This window comes from Planococcus sp. BI3, from assembly GCF_056680115.1.
On record NZ_CM155266.1, the window covers coordinates 2,969,236 to 2,990,744 of the forward strand.

Here is a 21,509-nt window from a genome sequence, read left to right on the forward strand (position 1 = left end):
TGTAGTTTATTTTAGAGTGAGTTTAAGATAATTTTAGGAGGAACAGAAAATGGCACGTTTAGAAGGCAAAGTGGCAATCATTACGGGGGCGGCACAGGGAATGGGCGCATCCCACGCGAAAAAATTCATCGAAGAAGGCGCGAAGGTCGTGCTGACGGATTTGAACGAAGAAAAAGGCCAGGCTTTGGCAAAAGAACTTGGAGACAATGCATTATTCATCAAGCAGAACGTCACAAGCGCTGAAGACTGGAAAGCAGTGGTAGCAGAAGCGGAAAAAGCATTCGGTCCGGTGAACGTGCTGGTCAACAATGCCGGCATCACGATGGCGAAATCGATCTTGCAGACGACCGAGGAAGAATACCGCCGCATTGTGGACATCAATCAGGTATCCGTATTCCTTGGCATGAAAACAGTCATCCCGTCCATGCAAAAAGCGGGCGGCGGTTCGATCGTCAATATTTCATCCATGAACGGACTGGTGGCTGGTGCGATCGGCTATACCGACACGAAATTCGCAGTCCGCGGCATGACCAAAGCGGCAGCGATGGAATGTGCCAACTACGGCATCCGCGTGAATTCGGTACATCCAGGCGTCATCGCGACACCGATGGTTGTGCAGGAAGACACCAAAGCGGCTGTTGAGGAATTTTCGAAACATATTCCGTTAAAACGCGTGGCACAGTCGGAAGAAGTTTCCAATATGGTCTTGTTCCTGGCGTCTGACGAAGCAAGCTATTCCACAGGCTCGGAGTTTGTGGTGGACGGCGGCATGACGGCTCAATAAGCAGAAATAAATAAGGCCGGTACGCAGATTGCAGCGTACCGGCCTTATTTTTATAGTGCCTGATTTTTTTTATTGAGGAACAGCACCAGCACCGGTCCGAGAATCGGAATCCAGGCGAGCGCCTTGCGCTTTGCCTCTGGATAGAAGCGGTGGAGGGCGTAAACGGACAAGCCCCACAGCACGAACCAATCGACGGTCATGACAGAGACCAGGCCCGATGCGAAAAACGCTTCGCGGTAGGCGGCCAGTGAAAAACCCTGCAGCAGCGTCAGGGTATTCGCGGCCCAAGACAGCATCAGAAGGATCAGCCAAAAGCGGGAACCGAGAAAGCGCACGAGCCGGCCGGGTGTCCGCAGCCTTCTTTCCGGTTTCCGGTCGCCAAATGCGAAATACAGCAGGAGCGAGAATGCGCCGACGCCGAAAGACAGCAGCGCGAACGGCCAAGCCGGCCATTTTTGCCGGTCATTCAGCAGCAGCAAAGTCAAAAATACCATGGGAAACAAGCCAAGCGAATTGAAGACGGCAAACACCAGCGGATCGATTTCCCCGAAATTGCCACTGAATATATCTGCCATGATGGGGTCGGTATCGCCGCCGGGTGCCAGAAATACGGCGTAGCCAACCAGCAGCAGCCAAACAAGTAAAAAGATCACAGTCATCACTCCTTTTCCTCCTGGTCCATTAACTTATGAGTTCCCTGAAGGATGCTTGGGCAAACTGTCAGCTGAGATTTAAGAAAACCAGATAAGATACAAGCGCTACCATCAACAGGCTCTTCATTTTACTGGTCTTCCACAAATCGATTGTCACATAAAGTCCGCCGAGAGCCAATAAGCCAATTCCTATTATCTTCAACAGATCAAACGTGAATAAGTTTCCCAGATGGATCAGGAAAATTCCTCCTGCGCCAAATCCGAAAGCAAAAATAAAAGGCATGGACTTGAAATCTTCTTTTGCCGACTTCCGGTCAGCTTTGTCCATCTTCAGATAGGCCCAGCTTATCATAACCGCTGGAATTCCCCATATGAGGATAAACGTGACGAGAGAATCAGTATTGATGGTCAATGATGTTCCCTCCAATCTACTGTCATCACTTTATCATAGAGCCAGATGAATCTTAAGTTGTTAATGTAAAAAAGGAAGTAAATTCCAATCTTGACGGGAGAAGGGGAATAAGTCCAAAATGAAGGAGTACACTTTTCAGGAGGTTTTCCCATGCATTCAGTCACGATCATCGGGCTAGCCGTCCTATTTGCGGCGTATTTTCTTTTTATCGGAATCTATCTTAGAAAAAAACGCGGCATTAAAATGCCGCCGGGAAGTATTTTTCTGAAAGACAGGAACGTCTATGGAATCCTGCTGGAATTGGCTATTTTTGCCGGATTTGCAGCAGCTGTGGCGGCCATCTACATGAAAGGCGATGGCACCGGGATTTTGTTGATTGCCCGGATCACCCCGTTTGCCGCTTTGTTTTTCCTGCAGACCCTGTTTCGGGGAATGGGGGAATGGTATTTGCACCGGAAAGAAGAACGTTATTGGTACGAATGGTCAGCGTCATCAACCATTTTCTTAGCCTTTACTCTACTACTCATACTGGAGGGATAAACATAATGAATGGATTGACGAAAAAACGCGCGAAAGCTTTATTGATCGATACAGCAATTTCCACTGCGGTATCATTCGCGGTGGAGCCTTTATTGAAAAGAAAAACGAAGAGCAGCTTCCTCTATACAGTAGTATCCCCATCAGCGATTTTCTGGGGATTGGAATACGTCCAGATGAGGCTGAAAGGCCAGACGGTCGGCCAAAAAATCATGGGCATCGAAGTCCAAAATGAAGCGGGCGGCGAACCGGCACCTGAACAGATTTTGGAGCGCATGGTGCACCGCGATACGGTCAGCCCCTTCGTCTATTTAAAAGACCGCGCCCATTACGACGCCTACGAAGGTGAGAAATTCCCACACGATCTGTATTCTTATACTGTGGTTAAAGAAGTTTGATGAAAAACGATTCCGGGTTTTATTACTGGAATCGTTTTTTTCTGCAGTTTTTCCTCCATCGCTATATAATAAAAGAAAAATCGGAAGGGTGAGTCCGCATGAAGCTGTACAAGGAACTGGCAGAATGGTGGCCGCTGTTGTCCCCGCATACGGAATACGAAGAAGAAGCCCATCTTTTCCTGAAGATCATCTGGCAGTATCATCCTGCAGTCAAAGAAGCGCTGGAGTTTGGTTCAGGAGGCGGAAGCAATGCTTTTTACCTGAAAAAGAATTTTTCGATGACTTTGACGGACCTGTCGCCGGACATGCTGGAAGTCAGCCGCCAGCTGAATCCGGATTGTCCGCATGAGCAGGGGGATATGCGGACGATTGAACTTGGCCGCCAATTTGATCTGGTGTTCATCCACGATGCCATCACCTATTTCACGGATAAAGCAGATCTTCTGGCGGTCATGAAAAATGCCAAAAAGCATCTGAAGCCGGATGGCCTGCTGTTCATCATGCCGGATGAGTATACGGAAACCTTCGAGCCGCGGACGAACCATGGCGGAGTCGATAAGGACGGACGGGGCATGCGGTATTTGGAATGGACCTACGACAGCGACCCGGATGACCATATGTTGGAGACGGAATACGCTTACCTTATGCGGGACGAGGATGGGCAGGTTACGCATGAACATGACAGCATGAAAGCCGGCTTGTTTTCCATGCCGGAATGGGAAGCGCTGCTTGCGGAAGCGGGATTCCAGGCTCATTTTGAACGGGTGGTGTTTTCTGACGATCCGGGATCTTTTTTCGGTATTGCGGCGACACAGGTAAGTTGAATAGGAGAAGAGCAGTTCTGTCTCTGCATGGAAAATCTTGACAACTACAAACAAGGAGCCGATTAAAGAGCCTATCTTTAATCGGCTCTTTACTATAAAAAACGGTTAGCTTATCATTTCCTGTTTATAGCATATTGCTTTAGCTTACGGACGACGGATGGCTGGCTGATGCCAAGGTACTCGGCCATTTCATAGGTGGTTTTGCAGTATTCCACTGCTCTCCTCAATAAGTGGATTTCAGTTTTCTCGATTGCAGTCTTCCAATCATGATATTCCCCGGTCTCAACATTTTCGGCTTCTGAAAGGGCCCAGTCTTTTAGAGGGAGACTGGAACCTCTCAAATTTGCAGGCAGGTGTTCAGGGAAAATCGTTTCCTCATCCGCAGTTAAAATAACCCGTTCCAAGATATTTTCCAATTCCCTTACATTTCCAGGCCAATTGTACTGGGTGAGTACATCATAGGTGCTGGCATGGAATTTTTTAGCCAGCTGATATTTTTCGTTGATGTTTTGGACGTAATGATTGATCAAAATAGGGAGATCTTCTTTTCTCTCTTTTAAAGGTGGAATTTGAAGCGGGATGATATTGATGCGGTAAAACAAATCTAAGCGGAATTCACCTTTTTCAACCATTTCCTCGATATTTTTATTGGTCGCTGTAATCAGCCGGAAATTCACCTGCCTTTCTTTCTTGCCGCCTATCCGCATCACCTTTTTTTCCTGGAGTACGCGCAACAGTTTGGATTGCATCGTTAAAGGCAATTCCCCGATTTCATCCAAGAAGAGGGTTCCTTGCTCTGCCTGTTCAATCAAGCCTTGTTTGCCGTGTTTACTGGCGCCGGTGAACGAACCGGGGTCATAACCGAACATTTCCGATTCAAATAAAGTTTCGGGGATGGTACTGCAATTCACTTCTATGAACGGTTCGTTTTTTCGGTTGCTCTGGGCATGGAGCATACGCGCGAAGGTGCTTTTCCCTACACCCGAAGGTCCAAGCAACAGGACGGAAGCGTCTGTTTTGGAAACCCTGTAAATCGTTTTTACAATCTGCTCGATGGAAGGGCTTCGATACAGGATGCCGTGATAATCCGACTCTTTTCCTCTCAATTCCTCTACTTCAGTTTGATAACTGACTAATTTTTTTTCCAAGCCTTTGTATTGCTCCTGTAAATTGAAGATTTCGGTTTGATCCTGGCTATAGCTGATGGCTCTGATGATTTTGCCGTTATGATCGAACACGGGAAAGCCGGTTGCCATGACAGTCCGCCCTGTTTTGGTCTTCTGCAGGATTTGGACAGGTTTTTTATCTTCGAGAACCCTGGCATGGATGGAGGGAGTTAAAATCCCTTCTTTTTGCAGTTGATAAACCGATTTCCCGATGTATTGGTTGGGTTCAATTCCATAGATGGACCAGTGGTTGGGGTTCGAACGCAGGATGATGCCGTCCTGGTCCGTGACCGTGATGTTGTTATTTGATGTTTCAATGATTTTATTGAGCTCGGTTTGCAGTAATTCGCGGTCCACAAAATCCCTCCTTATTTCAACACTTCAAGAATTGATTCAGAAATAAATTAAATCTGTTAAATAATTCAGATTCGAATCAAATATATCATATTAATTCGAATCTGAATCAAAACTCAGGAAATATTCTTTCAATTCGTTCGAAAAGAGTTGGCATGAAACTTGCTGTATAAGTAATGAACCTACAAAACACTTATACCAAAGGGAGCTGTTATGAATGAATAGAGAAAACGAAATTCAGGAATTGATGGAATTAGATAAAAAGCACTTTTTACACCCTACGTCACCAATTGGCCAGCAACAGGAAAAAGGGGCGTCATTTATTTTTACAGAAGGAAACGGCATCTATCTAACGGATATGAGTGGGCGGACATTGATTGATGGCATGTCTTCACTTTGGAATGTCAATATCGGCCACGGCCGTGAAGAAATCGGGGAAGTGGCTGCTGACCAGATGAAGAAGCTGGCTTTCAGCTCTTGCTTTGCGACTTTCAGCAATGAACCCGCAATCCGCCTGGCAGCAAAACTTGCAGAAATTGCACCAGGAAATTTGTCGGCGACCTTTTTCACTTCAGGCGGTTCTGAAGCGAATGATACCGCCTATAAACTGGCGCGCCATTACTGGGTGCTGAAAGGCCAGCCGAATCGCCAGAAAATCATTTCGCGCACAAAATCTTATCATGGTGTTTCGATGGGAGCCACAAGTGCAACCGGATTAAAACCGTTCCGTGATTTTACAACGTCCATCGCACCTGATTTCCATTATGCTGAAAACTTTTCAACTGAATCTTTACGGGAAGTGATTGAGCGGGAAGGTGCCGATACGGTGGCGGCTTTTGTAGCTGAACCTGTCCAAGGGGCCGGGGGTGTCCATATCGCTCCTGAGGGATACTTTAAAGAAGTCCGCAGCATCTGTGACGAGCACGGGATTTTGTTCATCACCGATGAAGTGATCACCGGATTCGGACGGACAGGAACATACTTCGGCATTGAACATTATGATGTCGTTCCGGACATGATGTGCTTTGCGAAAGGCGTGACTAGCGGTTACGCGCAATTAGGGGGCGTCATGATTTCCGAACCTCTCCATAAAGAATTCACTGAGCTTTCGACGGGTACGCTTTTACACGGATACACATACAGCGGGCATGCGATGGCTTGTGCGGTGGCATTGAAGAATATTGAAATTATTGAACGTGAAAACTTGATCGCCAATTCCAAAGAAATGGGCAGCGTGATGCTCGAAGAATTCACCAAGCTTCAGCAGCAGCATGACATTATTGGAGAAGTCCGGACGTTGGGGTTGATCGGGGCGATTGAAGTGGTCAAAGACAAAGAGACGAATGAGAGATTCGCGTCGCCTCTAGTGCCGCAGCTGGTAGCCGAAGCAGCCAAAAGAGGGCTGATTTTCCGGTCGGTTGTATTTGATGGCCAGGATACACTCGTATTCGCGCCGCCGTTGACCATTACGCAAAAAGAAGTAGAAGCGATGGCTAACATTATCCATGAGACGTTTACGGCTGTTGAAAATAATCTTGTAAAAATATAAGGGGGGCAACATGCATGTCACAGGTTGAAGCAATCACCGTCAAGAAACAACTATTTATCAATGGGGAATGGGTTGAGACTGCAACCTACAAGCCTCTCTACTCTCCTTACAGCAATGAAGAAATTGCTCAAGTCGCTTTCGCAACCGCGGAAGACGTGGATCAGGCGATTGGCGCTGCATCCAGGGCAGCGGAAACGATGGCGGAAATGCCCGCGCATGAACGTGCTGGAATTTTAGAAAACGCAGCAAAAATTCTCGAAAAACGTGCGGATGAAGCGGCAGGCATTATTGCACAAGAAGCAGCCAAACCGATAAATACAGCCCGCGCAGAAGTCGATCGGACAATTGCCACCTACAAATTTGCGGCCGAAGAAGCAAAACGGATCCATGGGGAGACGATTCCGATGGATGCCGCTCCAGGTGGGGAGAACCGGATTGCTTATACGGTCCGTGAACCTCTAGGGGTGATTGGGGCGATTACGCCTTTCAATTTCCCGATGAACCTGGTTGCCCATAAAGTGGGGCCCGCGATTGCTTCCGGAAATACCGTCGTCTTAAAACCGGCCGGACAAACGCCTTTATCGTCTCTATTTTTAGCGGAGGTATTCAAGGAAGCCGGTTTGCCGGCGGGGGCATTGAATGTCGTGACCGGGAGCGGTGCGGTGATCGGTGAAGCATTGGTCCAGGATGACAGAGTGAAGAAAATTTCGTTTACCGGAAGCCCGGCTGTCGGCATAGGCATCCGCAACAAAGCCGGTTTAAAACGGGTGACCTTGGAACTTGGTTCGAATGCAGCTGTCATCATCGACAGTGGAATCGATCTTGATAAAATTATCGCCCGTTGTGTATCTGGAGCCTTTGCGTTTCAAGGGCAGGTTTGTATTTCGCTGCAGCGTGCCTACGTCCACAAGGATTTGTATGAAGAGTTCGTAGAGAAGATGGTCGCAGCTACCAACCGTTTGAAACTCGGCGATCCCCAAGATCCATCAACAGATGTCTCGGCATTGATCAGTTCGAAAGATGTGGAACGTGCTCTTGCCTGGATCGAAGAAGCGAAACAAGGCGGAGCGACGGTTGCGGCGGGAGGCAGAGCGGAAGGGAATATTCTACATCCGACTATCTTGACTGGAGTCGATGCAAAGTTGAAGGTTTCCTGCCAAGAAGTATTTGCGCCGATTATTGTCATCAATAAAGTGGAATCAGTGCAAGCAGCCATTAGCCAAGTAAATGATTCGCATTACGGTTTACAGGCCGGAATTTATACCGAAAACATCCATACAGCATTGATGGCGACCAAAAAGCTGCACGTTGGCGGCGTTATGGTAAACGACATTCCGACATTCCGTGTCGATCATATGCCGTATGGCGGCGTAAAAGAAAGCGGCGTCGGACGTGAAGGCGTCAAATACGCAATTGAAGAAATGACTGAACTTAAGCTCGTGGTCTTTAACCAAAATTATTAAGGTGGGGTGAAACGGATGATTATTGGCGTACCGAAAGAAATTAAAAACAATGAAAATCGTGTCGGGATGACACCCGCAGGAGTAACCGCATTTAAAAATAACGGGCATGAGGTCTGGATTCAAACCGCTGCAGGATCCGGCAGTGGCTTTACGGATGAGGAATATCAAAATGCTGGAGCAGCTATTGTTAAAACAGCCGAAGAGGCATGGTCAGCAGAAATGGTGATCAAAGTGAAAGAGCCGGTGGCTGAGGAATACAAGAATTTCCGTGAAGGGCAGATTCTTTATACGTATTTGCATTTAGCGCCAGAACCGGAATTGACAAAAGCGCTTGTCGACAACAAAGTCACCGCCATTGCTTACGAGACGATTCAGCTCGATAATGGAGCACTTCCGCTTCTGACGCCAATGAGTGAAGTTGCGGGCCGGATGTCCATTCAAATCGGGGCGCAGTTCCTGGAGAATCCAAAAGGAGGAAGAGGCGTCCTGTTGGGCGGCGTCCCTGGGGTGGCACCCGGCAATGTAGTCATCATCGGCGGCGGCATCGTTGGAACCAATGCTGCGAAAATGGCTGTTGGATTAGGGGCGAGTGTGACGATTCTTGATGTCAACATGGACCGCCTTCGCCAGCTGGACGATCAATTCGATGGGCGATTGAAGACCTTGGCTTCGAATAGCTTAAATATCGCCAATGCGGTAAAAGAGGCCGACTTATTGGTTGGAGCCGTTTTGATTCCCGGGGCCCGTGCGCCAATGCTTGTAACGGAGGAAATGGTCAAAACGATGCAGCCGGGAGCCGTCATTGTGGATGTCGCAATCGATCAGGGTGGTTCTATTGAAACGGTTGACCATATCACGACGCACAGCAATCCGACATACGTCAAACATGGCGTATTGCATTACTCTGTAGCTAATATGCCAGGCGCAGTAGCCCGCACTTCCACTTTGGCTTTGACGAATGCAACCATTCCGTACGGCGTGCAGATAGCCAATAAAGGCTACAAACAGGCAGCCCTGGACAATGTGGCGATTTCAAAAGGAATAAACGTTGTCGATGGGAAAGTCACTTATAAAGCAGTGGCTGAAGCACACGACTATCAATACGTGGAAGTTGGGCAAAACCTGAACGAAGCTGTAGCCCTACATTGATCCCGCTAAAGTAAACTTTTGATGGGATGATTACCATGACGGTATTTAAATAAATAGAAAACAGACAATTCCTTTGTGGATTGTCTGTTTTCTGCATAGAACGCATCACCAGACCAAAACATATCGTTAATAAATTTCAGCAAAAGTTGTCGATGTATACTATTATAAAATTAGCAATATTTTATAAGGAGTTGATGACATTGCAGCTGGAAGTGAACATCAAACAAAACTTGGCGTTAAAAATGACACAGGAAATGCAGCAATCGCTGCAGGTTTTACAGATGTCGGCAGTTGAACTGCAAGCCTGCTTAGCGGAGAAAGTGTCAGAAAATCCTTTATTGAATATTGAGTACCAGGAATATCAAGTTGGGGCTAAAACTATTGAGAAATTGGTTCTTTTGAAGAATCAGTCTACTTCAAACAATTCAAATAAACATAAAAATGAAGACTATATAGATGCACAGAGACCTGCCGATCCAGGAAGTATGGATATAGAAAAATATTTGACGGAACAAATTCCGTTCAGTAGTTATTTAAGCGAAACTGAACACAACTTGCTTCTCTATTACATCCATAACTTAAATGAGTCAGGGTATATCGATATTCCTTTGGAAGCTGCAGCCGAAAGGTTTGACATGGCGATTGAGTCTGCAGAAAAAGTTCTTCAGCTGCTTCAGACATTTGAGCCAGTCGGAATCGGAGCAAGAAATTTGAAAGAATGTCTGCTGATCCAAATTGCGCAGGATTATTCCGAATGCAGCTTGCCTTATCAAATTGTTGATCAGCATCTAGAGGATCTTGCAGAAGGTGCTTTGAAGAAAATAGCAGGATTGTGCGGAAAGCCTAAAGCAGAAGTTCAGGCGGCCGTTGATTATATTAGAACGCTTAACCCAAAACCGCTGCAGGAAATAGCACATGAGGCCATCGAGTACGTCATCCCGGACATCATTGCAGATAAAGTTGGAGAAGAGTGGGGTGTGAGCGTGAACCGGCGGCATATTCCTAAAATATCAATCAACGATTATTACGCACAGATGATAAAAGAATGCGACCCACAAATAAAGGAATATTTAAAGGCGAATCTAAAAGATGCCAGTATATTAATCCAAGGGCTGGAGCAGCGGGATAAAACACTTTACCGGTTAGCGAAATTGCTTGTTGAACTGCAGGCAGACTTTTTCGAAGAAGGAATAGCGGCTCTGAAACCCATGCGGTTAAAAGATGCAGCGGAGCTGCTGGAAGTCCATGAATCGACCATAAGCAGGGCCATTAAAAGCAAGTACATCCAAACGCCTTGTGGAGTATTCGGGATGCAAACACTTTTTATCAAAGGTTTAGCAAATACGGAAGGGACAGTGGATTCCACTTTCCGGATCAAGGCGAGGATAAAAGGGATCATTCAATCGGAAGACAGTAGAAAACCCTACTCCGATCAAAACCTTGTGGCCCTATTGAACAAGGAAAACATTCAGATATCCAGAAGAACCGTTGCGAAATACAGAGAAGAATTATTGATCAGCAACTCTGCCAAGAGAGTTCGTTATAGTTAAGTTCAACAGATGGAAGGCAAACTAAAAAGAAGGAGAAAGATTGAGGGATGGTCATCCCTTCAATCTTCCCCCTTCTTTTTTGCGGAATTATCCTCTCAGTGTTTACAGGGTGATATTCAATTGCTTGCTGAGGCGCTGCAATTCACTGTTTACATATTCTTCGCTGTAATCGAATCCGATGATGGCCATGATCTTCCCGGCTTCATCGTATAGCGGGGCAATACTGCTTTTCCATACCCCATACTCGTCTTCGTAGAGGGGGGTGACGCCGCTTCTTCCTTTAAACGCTTCGTAAATGACTTTCATCACTTCAGGCGGACCGATATATTCTTCTCCCGGTTCAAGGACAAACCCGTCAGAGGCAGCTACATGAATCACTTTTCCGTCTTTTTGCATCTGGAAAACGAAGACCCATTTGATTCCGCCTTCTTGTTCAAGGATTGTGGTGAACTTTTGGGAAAGCGGGGCTCGGAGTGCTGCATTCTTTGTGTCTTCCATGGCCGTCCACACTTCTTCAGGAGAGATGGCAACAGCTGTGACAATGGTGATGGAACGCAAATGTTTGTTCAGCTGTTCTTCCAGAATTCTCCGCTTGCTGAGCGAACCGCCGCCGTTCTTTTGCATTTCCCTGATTTTCTTATATTTCCGGCTCATCGTTGGCTGGCTGATCCCCAGAATATTCGAAGCCAATTTAACGGATTTATACTGCTCCATCGCCATGGTGATCAACTCTTCTTCCAATATATCCACGGCTTCCTGGAGTGGCATCAATTGGCTGATCATCGGGCTGGAGACTCGAGCCGGAAACGCAGGAGGGATAATTTCCTCAATCAATGAGCTTGTAATAACTGATGAATTGGATAGGACAATAAGGCGGTCGACCGTGTTTTCCAACTCCCGAATATTGCCTGGCCATGGCTGCAGACATAAATAATCCAATGCATCGGGAGAAAAACTGATTTGTGTTTGATAACGCGCATTGAACTTCTGGATAAAGTGCTGGACGAGAGAAGGGATTTCTTCGACCCGGTCACGCAAAGAGGGAATCATGATCGGCACAACATTCAACCGGTAAAACAAATCTTCCCGGAATTCTCCCTGTGCTACGGCTTCCTCAAGCGGCCGATTGGTTGCTGCAATAACTTGGATATCGACTGGATAGGATTTACTGCTGCCCAGAGGGGTGATGACCCGTTCTTCAAGCGCCCTTAAAATTTTCACCTGCAGCGACAGCGACAGCTCGCCGATTTCATCCAAAAATAGAATACCGGTATGTGCTTGGCGGAATTTGCCTTCGACCCCACCTTTTTTTGCACCCGTGAAGGCTCCGTCGACAAATCCGAACAATTCACTTTCCAATAAGTTATCCGGTATAGCTCCGCAGTTGATGGAAATAAACGGTTTATCAGCACGATTGCCTATTTTGTGTATCGTTTTTGCTGCCATTTCTTTTCCGACACCGGATTCTCCAAGCAAAAGAACCGTTACTCCTACTGCTGCCACTTTCTTTAATTTAGACGCGACTACTTCCATCGGCTGGCTGTTCACAATGAATGAGGAAGACTGGAAGTCGATTGGCTGACGATTTTGCATTCCAGTAAAAGCCGGAACCAGATGTGTATAGGCAAAGTAAAAATGGTTTTTTTCTTTAAAAACGGTTGTCAGTACGTCTATTCCCATCCACGTAGTTTGCCGGAAAACCTGCTTTTTCACCTCTTCATCAACTTGCGGATAAACACCTTCCGTAAACAATTTGACCTCCAGTTCTTCTATTGTTTTATAGGCAGAAACAGTGGCGGGAAAAGCAGGGCCATTGCCGTCTGCAGAACAGATGCTGCCATCAGTCGTGGTGACAATCAGATAATCATAGAGTTGAAGTAAAACCGATTTCCATTCCATTTTTCATTTCTCCTATTCGAAATTTCAGAATTGAATATAAATTTCATAAATGAATCAGAATATAATAATTATTTTAAGTAATGAGAATTTAAAGCGCTTTCACACTTGGCACGGTTCTTGCTATGTAGTAAGTATACATTTTAGAAATTCAATTAATGGGGGGACATGTATGAAAGAGCTAAGCAAATACGAACAAAATCTTCGATCTGATGACCCGTTTATCCGAGGCATGTACGAAGATTTAGAAAAAAGAATTCAAGTATACGAAGATAATGGAAACGATAAGACGGAACATGCTCAATGGAAAGATGCCGCAGGAGTGATACTCGTTATGAGCATGATTACACTATTTTTAGCTGCCACAGTCATCTAACGCTAGAATACCATGCAAAAAGTATTTTACCAATACTAGAAAATGCCAACAAAGGGGGAGTTTCAATGCCAAAACAAACATCTGCTGTAACAAATGATGTTGCATTCGGGTTTTTGCCCACAGACAAAAAAGGGCGCATCTTCGGTTTTACGGATTTAATACTCGTTCAAGTGGTCGTCGGGCTATCGGCTTTTGGGCTCCTGACCGGGGCCTACACAGGAAGTATGCTGGGATCATCCCAATCCTTCGCCGCAACGCTTTTTGGAAATGCCTTCCCGATGTTTTTGATCGCCCCAATTATTCTGTTTTTCGCCAGGTATGGAATCGATACATTCGTCGGTTTTCGGAGTTCTCTGGGCTATAAAGGTGCGAATGTCTTTTTCTTCGTATTTTTGGTTTTGACACTGGGTTACATTGCGATTGCATTATTCATGGCCGGTGAAGCCTTGGTGGAAGTTGCAGCCTGGCTGAGTATGCCATCTTTTTTCACCAGTCCAGGGACGGGGACTCCATTCTTTTCGATCTTGCTGTTTGCAGTCACGTTTTTAATAACAGTACGCGGACCAGCAGCCATCCGGAAGTTTAATCTTTTTGCAGTTCCAGCCTTCATTCTTTTCTTGGTTGGGCTTATCGCAATCATTGTGTTTGGCCAGCACATTCCGGCTCTGAATTCTTTGCTTCCGGTCGAACCTTTTGAAACAAATTCACGTTCACTCGCGATCGCTTTGGAAATCAATATCGGGTTAGGATTTTCATGGCTGCCTTATTTAGGCCAATACAGCAGGCTTGCCAAAAATGAAAAGCACGCATTCAAGGCTGGTTTCTACAGCTATGGGGTCATCGTTTCTTTGGCGGCGATTGTTGCGGCCCTGTCGACGCTGATAGCAGGTTCGCTGTCTCCAGCAAGCTGGATGATGCCGATTGCAGGTCCATATGCTGGGCTGATCGGTTTGTTGTTGCTGACAGTAGCTAATGTAGGTGCAGCGATTTTCCTTATGTATTCACAGGCCGTCAGCTTTAAAACACTGTATCCGAGAAAAACATGGCTCTTTTCAATGGGAACAACGATTCCGACGGTATTCCTATTATTGAGCGCTACATTCTATAACGCTTTCGGATCGTTTATCGCGGTCATTTCCTTCATCATGGCGAGCCTGGGCGGAATTATCATTTCTGACTACTTCTTTGTTAAAAAGCAGAAAATTTCCTTACGGCACCTATACGATACTGAAGGGAATTACACGTACTGGAAAGGGGTAAACCCATCCGCACTGGTCGCGATTGGAGTCAGTATCCTCGTTTACTGGGGCTTGTACAATCCGCTTACATTCAATTCAAGCAATTTGTTTTTATACATGTCAGCAGGAATCCCGACGTACTTTGCTGCATTGGTTTCCTATTATGTATCCGCAAAATACATTTTCAAATATGAAGTCGATCAAGTCAGCAATGCGATTGATCTATCTGCTCAAGATATAGATAATCCCTTAACCTCGAAAGGAGAAATTTAATATGTTCACACAAAGCCTGGATTTTAAAACAACTGATTTGTCGACATTCCCATTTCCCTTCACTTCTGGAAATTACCGCTATTCCAATGACTTGAAAAAACTGCAAAATGTAAATTGCGTGGAGATCACTCCGGAGTATGAACTGCAGATCCGTGCTAAAAGACGCCTGCTGGATGAGCAGCCGGACGTTCGGTTCCAGTCATTTCCACACACGCATGAAATGCAGTGGGAAGTGCTGGAAATGCTGGTTGACATGGCTGTCAGCCGTTATCCACAGTATTTTGAAGTAAAGAAAGATGGTCAAAGCTGGACATTCAAAAACAATATATTAGGAGAGGAAGAGTCGTTTGTGTTTGGTGATTCCAGCACATTGGAACTTGAACCTTTCGATTACATCGGACGCCATTTCCATAACGATTTTGTCTTGATGGTACAGCGTGACGATAATTACTATTTGGAAGTCGGACAGGTGTCTTATGCGGCCTTGTTTTCGGCTCATTGGAATAAAGGCATGTCCTTTAACGAGATTCATGGTCCTGTTCCTTTCGTTTCTCGAAAAGGAGACCAGCTGGCCGACCGGGTTCGGCAATTCCTGCACTCGATTGAAGCGGGAGAACCTTGGACACGGATCAATTGGAACTTGATGGCCAACCGATGGGACGTCAACTACGAAACAATGGATGTGTGGTCCCCGGAAAGAGACTTGATCACGGCTGAAAATGCCGGTGAACTTGTCCGGCTTCGTGTAGAAGAGCAGAAGTTTTACCGGATGCCGAGAAGCAATGCCATTTTATTTGTGTTGAATACACAGTTCCTGCCGATGGAGGATCTGAAATTACGGCAAGAATGGTTTGATATGACTTACAGCGTCTTGCAGGACATTCCAGAACCGATGGCAGAGTACAAAGGGATTGCGCCTTATTTGCCGCAAACCGTTGAATATCTGCGAAGAGAAGATGAAAAAATAAAAGCAAGTAAAGAAAGCGAAGCGTAAAGGAGAGGGTTCTATGTACAGCCGTCCGGTATTATTCGATCAATCCCCTACATTAGTTGATGCATTTTCTCTTCTGCCTGGACGAACGAAAATTGCAGTGCTGTTTGATGAAAGCGGCCGGCAAGAAGCCGAGGCGCTACTGCAAAAAACAGATCAGGTTCCTGCAGTCTCACTGGAGGTTTCAGAAGAAACCTCCAGCCGGCAGATCAGTGAGTTTGTGGCTTCCCAAAAAATGGGGACGCAAATTTGTATTGTCGCCCGATGGGATGCTGCTTACCGAATTTTTTCGCTGGTTGTTGATGAAGGGGCATGGGAAGAGGAAATCCAAACACTCGTAACCGATCAAAAAAAGCGGTTCATCTACTGTATGAAGTGTTTTACTACTTCTGAAATCCCACTCAACGAATCGACTGTGGAATGTCAGTGCAGCGCGCATTTAGAAGTAGGGCCATTCTTTTCAAAGTTAAGAAAAGGATATATAGGCTATCCGTTTATACCTGTTGAACAACGACAAACAGTGGGGAGTTGAAAAAGATGAGAGTCGCAGGGAACATTCTGGTGAAAGTTGTTCAAATCACTCAAGAGACGGAGTTCGTCAAACGGTTTCGGTTTGCGCCAATAGATAAGTTGCTGTTGCCGGCGTTTGCGGGAGGGGCTCATATAAAAACGTTTCTGCAAAAAGATGGAGAAATTCTGGAAAGAGCCTATTCTCTTGTAAGTCCGCCGCCGGAACGGAATTTCTACGAGATTGCCATCAGGAAAGACGATCATTCAACGGGAGGTTCCATCTATTGGCATAAGGAAGTCGGCGTTGGTACAGTGCTCGAAATCAGTTTCCCGAGAAACCATTTCGCATTGAGTTACCAGGCGAAGCATCATGTCTTTTATGCTGCCGGTATCGGCATTACCCCATTTTTGACAATGGCCAAAGACTTGGAGGAGTGGCAGACTTTCGAACTCCACTACACTGCGCGCACAGCAGAGCAATGTGCATTTTACGAGCAATTAAAAGAAGAATATGGCGACCGGTGCCATTTCTACTTTTCACGGGCCGATCAACCGCAAAAGATGTCACCGACTGCCATGTTGAATCATCGCATTGGGACACATGTCTATTTCTGCGGTCCGGTAAGCATGGTGAAGGATTATCGGGATGCAGCCGCATCGTATGGATATCCCGCAAAAGCCATTCATTTTGAGCTGTTCTCCAGCGCCCAAGATAACGGCCCGAAAAATGCCTTCATGGTTGAACTTATCGATAGCGACAGAACCTTGCATGTCGGAGAAGATGAAACATTGTTGGACGCCTTGCTGAAAGCAGGAATCGAAGCGCCCTACGCCTGCAAAATAGGGGGCTGCGGCAGCTGTGAATTAGAAGTTTCAGAAGGTGAAGTTCTTCACCGCGATATATTCTTGACAGAAGCTGACCGCCAAAGCCGAAATTCTATTTTGGCTTGTTGTTCACGCGCCAAAAATGAAAAAATTGCGATTAAAATTTAATCCTAAGCAAACAAGGGGGAAACTGAAATGACAGTATTGACAAGTGTATTGGAACTGAAAAATTATATTAATGGGGAATGGCGATTGGCGGAATCCGGGGAGACATGTGCGATCATCAATCCGGCAAACCAGGAAGTGATCGCCCATGCGCCGCGCTCAAGTAAAGAAGAGACAGAAGAAGCGATCCTGGCAGCCCGTGTGTCATTTGAAAGTGGCATCTGGTCCGGCAAAACAACGCATGAGCGGGCAGCGATCCTGAATGCGATTGCAGCTAAAATCGATGAGCGTGCAGAAGAACTGACGATTTTAGAGACAATGGACAACGGCAAGCGTAAAGATGAAGCGGAAGCTGACATCGCTGATGCGGCCACTTGTTTCCGTTATTACGCGGGCATGATTTTACATCCTGAAGGTGAAACGTACCAAGTGCCTGATAATGTACAGGCAATCGTTGTAAAAGAGCCGGTAGGTGTAGCGGGTTTAATCGTTCCCTGGAATTTTCCACTCTTGATGAGTGTCTGGAAAATCGCACCTGCCCTCGCAGCTGGGAACTCAATAGTGTACAAGCCGGCAGAAGTAACGCCTATTACAGCAATGAAGCTGTTTGAAATCATGGAAGAAGTTGGTATCCCTAAAGGGGTGGCAAATATGGTCTTGGGCCGCGGTTCCGTCATCGGCCAGACAATTGCAGAAAGTATGGATGTGGATGTTGTTTCATTCACTGGAAGTACAGAAGTAGGCCGTGAAATTATGCGTGCGTCTGCTGGGAACCTCAAGAAAATTTCACTCGAATTGGGCGGTAAATCTCCAAACATCGTCTTTGCTGATGCTGACTTTGAAACAGCTGTGGATTATGGGCTTTTTGGAATCTTCTTCGGAGCTGGCCAAGTATGTTCGTCGGGCAGCCGTATTTTAGTGGAAGAAAGCATTTACGATGAGTACGTTAAACGCTATGTGGAGCGGGCGAATAAAATCAAAGTTGGTCCTGGCTTGGAAGAGGGCATTGATGTAGGCGCGATTGTAAGCGAAGCGCAAATGAATAGCATTTTAAACTACATCGAAATAGGGAAAGCGGAAGGCGCAACATTGGCGGCTGGCGGCTATCGTTTAACTGAAAATGGGCTTGATAAAGGATTCTTCATTAAACCAACTGTATTTACAGACGTTTCAAATGATATGCGGATAGTTCGTGAGGAAATCTTTGGACCTGTTGTGACCATTCAGAAGTTCCGGACAGAAGAAGAAGCGATTCAATTGGCCAATGATACGGATTATGGTCTTGCGGGCGGCGTATTCTCCAATGACGGAGCAAAAGCTTTACGGGTTATTAAAAAAATCCGAGCGGGCATTACCTGGATCAACGATTATCATCCGACTTATGTAGAAGCTCCTTGGGGTGGATACAAACAAAGCGGCATTGGAAGAAGTTTAGGGAAATACGGAATGGAAGATTTCCAGGAAACGAAGCAAATCAATACGCGATTAAATGTTGAGCCAATTGGTTGGTTTCCGAGCTGAACAGTAACTTCAATTTGATCGGCACAAAAATTCTACCGAAATTAAGAAGTGTCCGAGGAAATGATTATAAGCAAAAAAGATGGCTTCTGGTATTCAACCAGAAGCCATCTTTTCAGTTTTAACGCTCTATTTTCAATGCAGCCACGTATTCAAGAAGCTCCGTCAAAGGCATATCCGCCATCGAATCCAGCCGGTGCTCAACCTTGCAGAAATCCATCGTGCTGGTGATTGTATTCGGGACGATGACACAGCCCATGCCAGCCCGCTTGGCAGCTGTTGCACCGTGGGCGGAATCCTCAAAAACCAGGCAGTTTTCGGGATGCAGATCCAAGCCCTGCGCCGTTTGGATATACAGAGCGGGATCGGGCTTCACTTTTTCCACATGATCGGAGGTTTGGATGCACTGGAAATAATCGAACAGCTCAAGATTCTTCAGATGGCCGGAAACCCAGCGGTAGCTGGAACTGGACGCCAAACCGATTTTCAACTCCAGCTCCTGCGCCACCTTCAGGTAATCCTCTACACCGTCACGGGCTTTTTCCAGGGATAAAGTTGAAAGAAACTTTGCTTCATACTGTTCTTCGAGAAGCGCATGCTCCACAGGCTTCCCGATCTGCTGCTCCATATAGTGGAATGGCGAAAATCCGCTGTCTGTGCCGACCTCATTTTGCCACAGCGCAAGCGGCAGCTCACTGCCATATTCGCTGAACATTTCCTGGAGAATCCGGTATTGATGTGTTTCCGTATCAAAAATCAACCCGTCAAAATCGAATATGATTCCTTTTATCATAAGGCACTTCCTTTGCTGGTTAAATATAGATCTTACCTATCGCTTCGGGTGGAGCAAAGAGGATTGCTTCCTCTGAAATAAGCGTTTTACGTAAGAAGTTTCGTCACTTCGCGTGAAATGGCGTGCGTGTTGATGGCTGACTCCAACTGTCCGTTTTTCACACAATCCATAAACTCCGCCAGCTCATAATACATCGTATCGAATTCATGCGCTACAGACAAATCTTCAGTTTCGCCATCTCTGTATTTGATGATGATGCGCTTCGGGTCACTGATGCGGTCGATTTCGATGAGGCCATTCTCGCCCTGGATTTCACTTGGCATGAACGAATCCGAAATCTTCGAATACATGATAATGGCTTCCATGCCCGCATAGTTCAGGATCATGCTGCCTTGGCCATCGGCACCGGTAGACAATAAATAATTATTCTTCATCGCCGACTGGGGTGCACCCGCTAAATGGATGGCTGGCGCAATACCGTAAACGCCCAAATCCATTTTCGCTCCGTTGCCAAGTTCCGGCTTGAAGGCATTTTCGATGATGCCATTCTTGTAATTGTCGTAGCGTGAAGAATATTGATTGTAATGAAAAACGAAGCGGCGGATCGGCCCGATCTTCTCCATATTCTTTTTCAAATTAAGGAAAGACGGGGTCACCGTAGATTTCATGGCTTCCATAAAGGTGATGTTGTGGGCATGCGAAGCCTCGATGACGCGGTCCATTTCCTCGACTGATGTGACTGCAGGCTTTTCGCACAGGACGTGGATGCCGTGCTCCATGGCCAGGATGCTTTGGTCGGCATGGAAAGCGTTGGGAGATGCGATATAGACCGCTTCTATGTCCCCGCTGCTGAACATGGCTTCCATATCCGTATAGACATTTTCAACGTCATGCTTTGCCGCAAACACATTCCCGGTTTCTAATGTCCGGGAATAGATGGCTCCGATGATGAATTCAGGGTGTTGCTTTGCTGCTTTAATAAAACGGTCAGTGATCCAATTTGTTCCGATGATGCCAAACTTCATTGCGATTCCTCCTGCTAAGTAATGTACTTATCTTCTATTCTAACGTAGATTTCCAAAAAGAGAGGGGTTACTGTTTCCTCCATGAAGCGGAAAATCAATCATGCACATAGAAGGATGGCCAAGTGACGTATTTCTTAAAAAAAGGGCAAGCCAACAAGGGATGCAAAAAACGGACAGAGAAAAAGAATCTGTATGCAGCCAAATTTACAATATTTATCCCGTAAAGCGATTGTTTCCCTTCACTCACGGGAAAAGCGTTCGTAAATGTGTATGTAATTTAGCGAACGTCCGTAAAGTGTGTTGCCACCTTTACGGACGTTCTTTTTGTCGATTTTCAGCTATTTTAACTTGGAGATATTAATTCAGCGTGTTATGAGAGATATCGCTTTTATAAAGAAATGAATTAAGCTTTTCTTTCGACATACACACTCATTAGCCCTAACCCAAGCAACAACAGAACGCTTAGTAAAGTCAGACCAGACCATTGAAGTCTCGGGTCAAAAAACTGAAAGAAAAAGACAATCACTGGGATAAAGCATAACGACATCATGACTAAAAACGTTTCGCAGTATTGAATTCCTTTTTGCAGTAAATACATGGGTACTAAAACACCCAAAAAGGTGACAGCCAAAATCCATAGTATATTTTCCAATAAGTAGGCATAGATCAAATCATATGTAGAAAAGAACGATAACAAAATAATGCCATAGAATCGTTTGGATAGAATCATGGAACTGGTCCAACCGGAATTACTTAACTGCTTGGAGTAAATCGAGCATAAAACTGCGCCTAATCCACAAGCAATACTCGCAATAACACTTAAAACCACGTTCATATTCCATTGCATAGCTGTAGCCGACTGGCCAGTCAACACTGCATAGACCAACAGCAAAGTCGTAGACAAGGTCCCAATGGCAATGGCCCAATTCGCCGGTTTAACACGTTGTCTTTGAATAAGGGCAATAAAGATGACAAATAAAGGACCGATTCCCATTTCCAATGAACTGACGATAGCGGGCTCAATGTACTTCAATGTAAAATAAAACCCCATAAATGTCAA

The 21,509-nt window shown here is 45.9% G+C and carries 21 protein-coding genes; 14 read left to right on the forward strand and 7 right to left on the reverse strand.

Features of this window, described 5'->3' with window-relative positions; all coding sequences use genetic code 11:
* Window positions 1-49: 49 nt before the first annotated feature.
* Entirely contained in the window at window positions 50-784 is a 735-nt protein-coding gene (locus AC1MEO_RS14895; RefSeq protein WP_480331686.1) for a glucose 1-dehydrogenase, read from the forward strand.
* Between the two features lie 50 nt (window positions 785-834).
* Here AC1MEO_RS14895 and AC1MEO_RS14900 read toward each other — a convergent pair whose 3' ends face one another.
* Window positions 835-1,443, reverse strand: a complete 609-nt coding sequence (locus AC1MEO_RS14900) for a hypothetical protein (protein ID WP_480336113.1) — start codon at window positions 1,441-1,443, stop codon at window positions 835-837.
* 61 nt (window positions 1,444-1,504) lie between these two features.
* A complete protein-coding gene (locus AC1MEO_RS14905; RefSeq protein WP_480331688.1) occupies window positions 1,505-1,849 on the reverse strand; it encodes a hypothetical protein in 345 nt (114 codons plus the stop codon).
* Between the two features lie 150 nt (window positions 1,850-1,999).
* Between AC1MEO_RS14905 and AC1MEO_RS14910 the strand changes: the two genes are divergently transcribed.
* From AC1MEO_RS14910 to AC1MEO_RS14920, 3 genes are all read left to right on the forward strand, one after another.
* Window positions 2,000-2,389 carry a DUF4181 domain-containing protein gene (locus AC1MEO_RS14910; RefSeq protein WP_480331689.1) on the forward strand — a complete coding sequence of 130 codons (390 nt, stop codon included), beginning with the start codon at window positions 2,000-2,002 and terminating at the stop codon, window positions 2,387-2,389.
* 5 nt (window positions 2,390-2,394) lie between these two features.
* Window positions 2,395-2,784 carry an RDD family protein gene (locus AC1MEO_RS14915; protein ID WP_480331690.1) on the forward strand — a complete coding sequence of 130 codons (390 nt, stop codon included), beginning with the start codon at window positions 2,395-2,397 and terminating at the stop codon, window positions 2,782-2,784.
* Between the two features lie 98 nt (window positions 2,785-2,882).
* Complete coding sequence (locus AC1MEO_RS14920) at window positions 2,883-3,608, forward strand: class I SAM-dependent methyltransferase (RefSeq protein ID WP_480331691.1); 726 nt, start codon at window positions 2,883-2,885, stop codon at window positions 3,606-3,608.
* A 113-nt stretch (window positions 3,609-3,721) separates the two neighbouring features.
* Here AC1MEO_RS14920 and AC1MEO_RS14925 read toward each other — a convergent pair whose 3' ends face one another.
* Window positions 3,722-5,131 (reverse strand): sigma-54 interaction domain-containing protein, encoded by a 1,410-nt coding sequence (locus tag AC1MEO_RS14925; protein ID WP_480331693.1) that lies wholly within the window; start codon window positions 5,129-5,131, stop codon window positions 3,722-3,724.
* Between the two features lie 214 nt (window positions 5,132-5,345).
* On the opposite strand from AC1MEO_RS14925, the gene AC1MEO_RS14930 reads away from it, so the two are divergent.
* From AC1MEO_RS14930 to rpoN, 4 genes are all read left to right on the forward strand, one after another.
* Window positions 5,346-6,677, forward strand: a complete 1,332-nt coding sequence (locus tag AC1MEO_RS14930) for an aminotransferase family protein (RefSeq protein ID WP_480331695.1) — start codon at window positions 5,346-5,348, stop codon at window positions 6,675-6,677.
* Window positions 6,678-6,691: 14 nt separating this feature from the next.
* Window positions 6,692-8,140: an aldehyde dehydrogenase family protein gene (locus AC1MEO_RS14935; RefSeq protein ID WP_480331696.1), complete on the forward strand. Its 1,449-nt coding sequence runs from the start codon at window positions 6,692-6,694 to the stop codon at window positions 8,138-8,140.
* Between the two features lie 15 nt (window positions 8,141-8,155).
* Entirely contained in the window at window positions 8,156-9,289 is a 1,134-nt protein-coding gene (gene ald / locus AC1MEO_RS14940) for an alanine dehydrogenase (protein WP_480331698.1), read from the forward strand.
* Window positions 9,290-9,483: 194 nt separating this feature from the next.
* On the forward strand, window positions 9,484-10,839 hold the full coding sequence (rpoN, locus tag AC1MEO_RS14945; protein WP_480331700.1) for an RNA polymerase factor sigma-54: 1,356 nt from the start codon (window positions 9,484-9,486) through the stop codon (window positions 10,837-10,839).
* A gap of 102 nt (window positions 10,840-10,941) precedes the next feature.
* On the opposite strand, the gene AC1MEO_RS14950 is transcribed toward rpoN, so the two are convergent.
* Complete coding sequence (locus tag AC1MEO_RS14950) at window positions 10,942-12,738, reverse strand: sigma 54-interacting transcriptional regulator (RefSeq protein ID WP_480331701.1); 1,797 nt, start codon at window positions 12,736-12,738, stop codon at window positions 10,942-10,944.
* A gap of 169 nt (window positions 12,739-12,907) precedes the next feature.
* On the opposite strand from AC1MEO_RS14950, the gene AC1MEO_RS14955 reads away from it, so the two are divergent.
* The 6 genes from AC1MEO_RS14955 (at window position 12,908) to AC1MEO_RS14980 (ending at window position 18,634) form a co-directional block, all read left to right on the forward strand.
* Window positions 12,908-13,111, forward strand: coding sequence for a hypothetical protein (locus tag AC1MEO_RS14955; protein WP_480331703.1), 204 nt, complete (start codon window positions 12,908-12,910; stop codon window positions 13,109-13,111).
* 65 nt (window positions 13,112-13,176) lie between these two features.
* On the forward strand, window positions 13,177-14,622 hold the full coding sequence (locus AC1MEO_RS14960; RefSeq protein ID WP_480331705.1) for a purine-cytosine permease family protein: 1,446 nt from the start codon (window positions 13,177-13,179) through the stop codon (window positions 14,620-14,622).
* A 1-nt stretch (window position 14,623) separates the two neighbouring features.
* A complete protein-coding gene (locus AC1MEO_RS14965) occupies window positions 14,624-15,616 on the forward strand; it encodes a heme-dependent oxidative N-demethylase family protein (protein WP_480331707.1) in 993 nt (330 codons plus the stop codon).
* A gap of 13 nt (window positions 15,617-15,629) precedes the next feature.
* Window positions 15,630-16,145 carry a hypothetical protein gene (locus AC1MEO_RS14970; RefSeq protein WP_480331709.1) on the forward strand — a complete coding sequence of 172 codons (516 nt, stop codon included), beginning with the start codon at window positions 15,630-15,632 and terminating at the stop codon, window positions 16,143-16,145.
* 5 nt (window positions 16,146-16,150) lie between these two features.
* The gene (locus tag AC1MEO_RS14975) at window positions 16,151-17,116 is read left to right on the forward strand and encodes a PDR/VanB family oxidoreductase (protein WP_480331711.1); all 966 of its coding nucleotides are present in this window, start codon (window positions 16,151-16,153) and stop codon (window positions 17,114-17,116) included.
* 27 nt (window positions 17,117-17,143) lie between these two features.
* The gene (locus AC1MEO_RS14980) at window positions 17,144-18,634 is read left to right on the forward strand and encodes an aldehyde dehydrogenase family protein (RefSeq protein WP_480331713.1); all 1,491 of its coding nucleotides are present in this window, start codon (window positions 17,144-17,146) and stop codon (window positions 18,632-18,634) included.
* A 118-nt stretch (window positions 18,635-18,752) separates the two neighbouring features.
* Here the strand turns inward: AC1MEO_RS14980 and AC1MEO_RS14985 are convergent, their stop codons facing one another.
* The 3 genes from AC1MEO_RS14985 to AC1MEO_RS14995 form a co-directional block, all read right to left on the reverse strand.
* A complete protein-coding gene (locus tag AC1MEO_RS14985) occupies window positions 18,753-19,424 on the reverse strand; it encodes an HAD family hydrolase (protein ID WP_480331714.1) in 672 nt (223 codons plus the stop codon).
* A gap of 86 nt (window positions 19,425-19,510) precedes the next feature.
* Entirely contained in the window at window positions 19,511-20,449 is a 939-nt protein-coding gene (locus tag AC1MEO_RS14990) for a Gfo/Idh/MocA family protein (protein WP_480331716.1), read from the reverse strand.
* A gap of 403 nt (window positions 20,450-20,852) precedes the next feature.
* The gene (locus AC1MEO_RS14995) at window positions 20,853-21,482 is read right to left on the reverse strand and encodes a hypothetical protein (protein ID WP_480331717.1); all 630 of its coding nucleotides are present in this window, start codon (window positions 21,480-21,482) and stop codon (window positions 20,853-20,855) included.
* Window positions 21,483-21,509 lie beyond the last annotated feature (27 nt).

Coding starts and splice junctions, on each gene's coding strand:
- AC1MEO_RS14895 (WP_480331686.1), top strand. CDS start 50: ATGGCACGTTTAGAAGGCAAAGTGGCAATCATTACGGGGGCGGCACAG.
- AC1MEO_RS14900 (WP_480336113.1), bottom strand. CDS start 1,443: ATGACTGTGATCTTTTTACTTGTTTGGCTGCTGCTGGTTGGCTACGCC.
- AC1MEO_RS14910 (WP_480331689.1), top strand. CDS start 2,000: ATGCATTCAGTCACGATCATCGGGCTAGCCGTCCTATTTGCGGCGTAT.
- AC1MEO_RS14915 (WP_480331690.1), top strand. CDS start 2,395: ATGAATGGATTGACGAAAAAACGCGCGAAAGCTTTATTGATCGATACA.
- AC1MEO_RS14920 (WP_480331691.1), top strand. CDS start 2,883: ATGAAGCTGTACAAGGAACTGGCAGAATGGTGGCCGCTGTTGTCCCCG.
- AC1MEO_RS14930 (WP_480331695.1), top strand. CDS start 5,346: ATGAATAGAGAAAACGAAATTCAGGAATTGATGGAATTAGATAAAAAG.
- AC1MEO_RS14935 (WP_480331696.1), top strand. CDS start 6,692: ATGTCACAGGTTGAAGCAATCACCGTCAAGAAACAACTATTTATCAAT.
- ald (WP_480331698.1), top strand. CDS start 8,156: ATGATTATTGGCGTACCGAAAGAAATTAAAAACAATGAAAATCGTGTC.
- rpoN (WP_480331700.1), top strand. CDS start 9,484: ATGACATTGCAGCTGGAAGTGAACATCAAACAAAACTTGGCGTTAAAA.
- AC1MEO_RS14950 (WP_480331701.1), bottom strand. CDS start 12,738: ATGGAATGGAAATCGGTTTTACTTCAACTCTATGATTATCTGATTGTC.
- AC1MEO_RS14955 (WP_480331703.1), top strand. CDS start 12,908: ATGAAAGAGCTAAGCAAATACGAACAAAATCTTCGATCTGATGACCCG.
- AC1MEO_RS14960 (WP_480331705.1), top strand. CDS start 13,177: ATGCCAAAACAAACATCTGCTGTAACAAATGATGTTGCATTCGGGTTT.
- AC1MEO_RS14965 (WP_480331707.1), top strand. CDS start 14,624: ATGTTCACACAAAGCCTGGATTTTAAAACAACTGATTTGTCGACATTC.
- AC1MEO_RS14970 (WP_480331709.1), top strand. CDS start 15,630: ATGTACAGCCGTCCGGTATTATTCGATCAATCCCCTACATTAGTTGAT.
- AC1MEO_RS14975 (WP_480331711.1), top strand. CDS start 16,151: ATGAGAGTCGCAGGGAACATTCTGGTGAAAGTTGTTCAAATCACTCAA.
- AC1MEO_RS14980 (WP_480331713.1), top strand. CDS start 17,144: ATGACAGTATTGACAAGTGTATTGGAACTGAAAAATTATATTAATGGG.
- AC1MEO_RS14985 (WP_480331714.1), bottom strand. CDS start 19,424: ATGATAAAAGGAATCATATTCGATTTTGACGGGTTGATTTTTGATACG.
- AC1MEO_RS14990 (WP_480331716.1), bottom strand. CDS start 20,449: ATGAAGTTTGGCATCATCGGAACAAATTGGATCACTGACCGTTTTATT.